This window comes from Protofrankia sp. CiP1_Cm_nod3, assembly GCF_982290655.1.
On the sequence record NZ_CEVIVD010000032.1, the window covers coordinates 43,796 to 48,486 of the forward strand.

The following is a 4,691-nucleotide window of genomic DNA, read 5'->3' on the forward strand; positions in this document are numbered from 1 at the left end:
GGCACGGTCGGCGTCCGCACGGGGATCACCGGCCGACCGGGACGTCGTCGAACAGCAGCCGGTCGTCGGCGTAGACGTCGAGTGCCCGTACGTCCGCGGGCGGTGCGGCAAAGGTGTACGAGGCGCTGACCGGGGTGTTGTTGACGGTCTTCGTCCTGGGGCCGCTGGCACCGAGCTCGACGTTGCGGCTGTCCTGGACGACGAGGTAGCGCTTCAGGTTGACGCTGTCGACCAGGGTCACCGCGGGGCTGTGCCCGTCGAACATGTCGAAGACCGAGATCTCCTTCTCCCGCGGGACGCCGGTGTATCTCGGCGTCCACAGCAGGGTGAGCGTGCTCAGCCGCCCGTCCGCCTTCAGGCCGACCAGGCCGGCCTCGACCGTCCCCGAGATGCTGCCGGGCGCGCGGAAGCCGGCCGTCCGGCTGGCCACCGGGACATCTGCGGAAGCCACCTGGCCCGTCTGGGCCGTACTGGCGGGCCCGGGGGCCGCCGTGCCGCCGGCTGCGGGTGTACCGGGCGAGCCGGACGAGCCGGAGCAGCCCATGGCGAACAGCGTGATGACGCCGATCAGGATGGTGAAGGTGGTGACCGGCGTCAGCCGGGTTCTCATCCGGTGGAGCATCCGGGACCTCCCGCATGGATGCGACGACTGTGCGCGATCCCGATTATGCGGACAGACCTGGGCCCACGGCCCGTCGACGGTCAGCCTGTGGACAACCGGCCCGTTGACGGCCGGCTCTGTGGACAACCGGCCCGTTGACGGCCGGCGGCCGCGGTGCCGGGCAGGCCGGCCCGGCCGCAGAGGCGTTCGTAGGGCAGTGTCAGCAGAGTGTGACGGGCTCCGGCGATCACGGTATGGGCCCGGCCGGGTGTCGCTTCCTCGAGCGGTGTCAGTGCCGTCACGATACCCTCCGCTAAAGTGTGGTTGCCTTCCATTAAGTAAGGCTAACTTAATTAGCAGTCGATCTGCGTGCAATGGAGCGGCAACGGATCGTAAAAGATCACACTAAGTCATGTTGATCTCATTGACAAACATGCTGGCGCTGCTGTAAAGGCGGTGAGTGTGCGTGGACGCTGCCCGCCGCTGCTTCCGAGGCGCTGAAGCCGTTCAGGGCGTCGGCGGGGCCGGGGTCGCGGAGCGGCTCCGGGGCGATTCCGGCCGGCGCCGCCTGACTCCGATGATGAACGGTTTTCAGTTGGCTATAATACGCGAAGTGTTGATTTTGGATGACGGTTCGAGTGATGGTTTGAGCGAAGTTGTTGATCCAGGACAATACATGAACAACTACTGTGGAGAACGGTCGCGATCCGCTGGGTTGACGGAGGCCGTCGGCGTTCTGTAAGGTCTCCGGCCGCATGAGAAGGATTGCGATCATCTGGCCTCTGGTCGGTAGGCTGTTGGAGCCTCCGGACTTCCCAGGCTGGCATCCGGACCTCCTGGATCGGCCTCGCCGATCCGGCGGGAGCCCCGGATTCGGTGGGAGCCCCGAGCGCGAGGAGGAGCATGATCATGCGGCCTTTGGTCAGCTGGCCATCAGGTGTTCCGCGACGTCGCGGCCTCGGCGAGGAGGTGCTGGGTGATCTTCAAATGGGTGGGTGACGGTCGCCCGTATCCTGATCACGGGCTGAGCCAGCGGGAGTGGGCGGCGATTCCGCCGCGCCAGGTCAGGCTGGACCAGTTGGTCACCACCAAACGGGTGCTCGCGCTGGACGTCCTGCTCGACGAGGACTCGACCTTCTACGGGGATCTGTTTCCCCACGTCGTCGACTGGGACAACACGCTCTACCTGGAGGACGGTCTGCACCGGGCCGTCCGTGCGGCGCTGCAGCAGCGCAACTCGATCCATGCCCGGGTGCACGTTCTCCAGCAGCCCCAGCAGGAGGCGGGCCCGGCGTCCATAGCCGGTTCCCGGCTCGGGGTCAGTCCCCGCTGATCAGATAGGTGGTGAAGGTGTCGTCACCGACCTTGCCGAAGATGTGCGGCGGGCAGTCGTCGGACGGCTTGTAGGCGACGATCGGCCTCCACACGGGCAGACGGGAAACCTCGACGAGGGAACCACCGGCGAGGTCGCGGGCCTCCGCCAGGGTACGGTCACGCTCGTTGCTCCGTTCATACCACGCCCCGCACCAGCGGATCTCCTTGGGCCTGCTCGTCCACGCGGGAGTGTGGAAGAACCACAGCAGGTATATCTCGCGGAATACCAGGGCCGTCACCAGGATGGTCAGCAGCGCGCGGACGAAGTTCCCGGCCCGGCCTGACGCGAGAACGGGGCTCACAGCACCAGAAGCCTAAAGCGTCCCGGACGGATCTTCAGTAGCGCATGCGGGTGTGTCCGTCCATCAGGGGTGAACAGGTCATACCGGGTTTCCGCGGGCGGCGTGGCGCGAGGGACACTCAGTTGTCGTCGGGCCAGGCCAGGCAGGCTGGGCTGGCCTGGGCCAGGTTGGGCCGGGCCGGGGCGCGGCGGTCGGCTTTCAGCCCATTCAGAGCTGTTCCGGGAACGCGTCGGCGTATGGGCCGCCCACGGTGACCTGGTCCCTGGTTCTGATCGTGCCGTCGGAGCGGACGGCGGCATACACCCCGCAGTTGATGTGCCCATAGTGGGCCTGTAGTTCCTTCGGAATCCTGATGTCACGCTCGCCCGTCCGCGGGTTGACCGTGGTCGCGGCGCACCGGCCGGTGGGGACGAGCGCTTTGACACGTACCTCGCCGAGGTGGATCTCGCGCCCGGCCCAGTCCAGTTCCGACCAGGCATCGACATCGTCCACATAGATGTTCGCCCGGAAGCGCAGGTGATGGACGTCCGTTCCCAGCCGGTCCGCGATGTCACGCACGGAGGCCAGGTTGATGATCGAGATGGCCCGCATCATCTCGGTGGAGACGACGGAGACATCGGTGAACCGGTGGCCGCCGGAGCCGGCCACCAGCCGTGGCCGGCCTCCGTGCAGGGTGTCGGCGAGCAGCGTCGCGAAGTAGTCCTCCACCGCCGCCCGGCCCCGCGTGCCGCCCAGGTCGGCGGTCAGTTTCCGGTCCGGGTGGTCGAGGGTGAGCAGGCCGGTGGCGGTGTTGTACCGGCTGGCGACGCGGGCCAGTTCCGCGTCCTTCGCCAGCGTCAGGAAACACGTCTTCGGCAGGGGCTGTGGATGCGCGTCGTCGAGAACCGTCTCGGGTCTTGCCAGCGCGTACACCCGGTCCATGGGGAGGCCTTCGCTCGCTGACAGCGCCATCGAGTCCAGCGCCTCGGCCGACAGGCCCTTGATCGGATAGCGGTACAGGCGGGCGATCCGGGGCACCCTCCCGACGCTACCGGCAGGGCCGGCCCCCGACGCAACGGCACCGGTGATGACGTGCTGGCCAGGAACTCCAGAGCGCCGGTCAGGTAACCATACGTATCCCCACGTATCCATCCGAACGGTGGCAGGTTTCGATGGGCGCCGGCCGCCGGAGAAGATCGGCGCAAGTTTGTCGTTGTGTACGCTTTTGCGGTCAAAAAGCGTACACAACGACAAAATTTTCCGGATCATGGCCTGTGCGGATGGTCGTGGATGGGATCCGCGTTACTTGGCGCGGCGCTCCAGACTCCGCCGAAGGCGGTGCGAAGATTTTTTCGTGCTGCCGGAGGCCGTGGCTGATAGAGCCGCGGGCGGCGCGAAGGTTTCTTGTGCCGCCCGCGGCTCACCGCTGATCAGGAGGGGTGGTCAGGAGACGGTCGTGTCGCGGCGGCGTCCGCCACGCAGGGCGGCCGCGCCGGCTCCGATGCCGATCAGGCCGGTGACCAGCCCGGCGATGCCCAGCCCACGGGCTGTGCCGTCGGAGTTGTCGACGCTGTTCGACGCCGCCGTGCCGGTGCCGGCGGAGGGCGCGCCGGCCGCCGAGGCGCCGTGGGCGTCCGTGCCGCCGTGCGCGTCCGCGCCGCCGCCGGAGGCCGCGGTGAGGGTCAGGGACGGTGCCGGGTGCTCGGGCTCGTCCTGACCGGGCTGGGCCACGTCGATCCAGCGCACGACCTCGCCGCTGCTGTAGGTCTGCAGGGTCTTGAACGCGATCGTGCCCGCCTTGGCGGGCAGCGGCCCGGCCGAGACGTTGAACACGGCGAACTCACCCGGCTTGATCGCGGTGTCGGCGGATGACGCGGTCCAGGTGATCTGCGAGACCACTTCGGAGACCGACCCGTCGTCGGTCTTGATGGGCTCGGCCAGCTTGGTCCTGGCGACCTGGTAGGTCCAGCCCGGGTGTGGCTCGACCGACACCGAGCTGATCGGGGTGTCGGTCGGGAACTGGACCTCCAGCTTGGTCGTGGCGGCGTCGTCCCGTTCGGTCGGGATCTTGAACGACAGGGTGGTGTAACTGCCGGCGACCGCTGTCTTCGGCTGCACGGTGACGTGCGCGGACGCCGGCAGCGCAAAGGCGATCACACCGGTGAGGGCGGCGCCGAGCACGGCGATGCCACGGGTGGTGCGGGACATGCTGGTCCTTTCGGAAAACATTCTTGTCGCAAGCGTCGCGACAGCAGTTTTGTGTTTCCCTGTTGATCAACAGGGATGTATGCGTACGGGACGTCGCCCCGGATCCGCGCACACCTCACCCGTGCGGACGGCGGACCCGGCCCGGCACGCCGAGGCCGACCGGCCTGACGCGGGCCGGCTGGCGGTCCACACCGGGCAGCCAGCACCGGGCAGCCAGCACCGGGCAG

6 protein-coding genes are annotated in these 4,691 nt (G+C 67.9%); 1 reads left to right on the forward strand and 5 read right to left on the reverse strand.

Annotated features, from left to right (window positions below):
* Positions 1–25 precede the first annotated feature (25 nt).
* Together AC5LUJ_RS09050 and AC5LUJ_RS09055 are read right to left on the reverse strand one after the other, a co-directional pair.
* Complete coding sequence (locus AC5LUJ_RS09050) at positions 26–610, reverse strand: hypothetical protein (protein WP_250284719.1); 585 nt, start codon at positions 608–610, stop codon at positions 26–28.
* 412 nt (positions 611–1,022) lie between these two features.
* Positions 1,023–1,376 carry a hypothetical protein gene (locus AC5LUJ_RS09055; RefSeq protein WP_250284716.1) on the reverse strand — a complete coding sequence of 118 codons (354 nt, stop codon included), beginning with the start codon at positions 1,374–1,376 and terminating at the stop codon, positions 1,023–1,025.
* Between the two features lie 201 nt (positions 1,377–1,577).
* Here AC5LUJ_RS09055 and AC5LUJ_RS09060 point away from each other — a divergent pair, with 201 nt between their 5' ends.
* Positions 1,578–1,934 (forward strand): type II toxin-antitoxin system VapB family antitoxin, encoded by a 357-nt coding sequence (locus AC5LUJ_RS09060; protein WP_250284714.1) that lies wholly within the window; start codon positions 1,578–1,580, stop codon positions 1,932–1,934.
* Here AC5LUJ_RS09060 and AC5LUJ_RS09065 read toward each other — a convergent pair.
* From AC5LUJ_RS09065 to AC5LUJ_RS09075, 3 genes are all read right to left on the reverse strand, one after another.
* Positions 1,921–2,277 carry a hypothetical protein gene (locus AC5LUJ_RS09065; RefSeq protein WP_250284712.1) on the reverse strand — a complete coding sequence of 119 codons (357 nt, stop codon included), beginning with the start codon at positions 2,275–2,277 and terminating at the stop codon, positions 1,921–1,923. The genes AC5LUJ_RS09060 and AC5LUJ_RS09065 overlap by 14 nt on opposite strands.
* 207 nt (positions 2,278–2,484) lie before the next feature.
* Entirely contained in the window at positions 2,485–3,294 is an 810-nt protein-coding gene (locus AC5LUJ_RS09070) for an MOSC domain-containing protein (protein ID WP_493464770.1), read from the reverse strand.
* Positions 3,295–3,699: 405 nt separating this feature from the next.
* The gene (locus tag AC5LUJ_RS09075; protein ID WP_250284708.1) at positions 3,700–4,464 is read right to left on the reverse strand and encodes a YcnI family copper-binding membrane protein; all 765 of its coding nucleotides are present in this window, start codon (positions 4,462–4,464) and stop codon (positions 3,700–3,702) included.
* Positions 4,465–4,691: the final 227 nt, after the last annotated feature.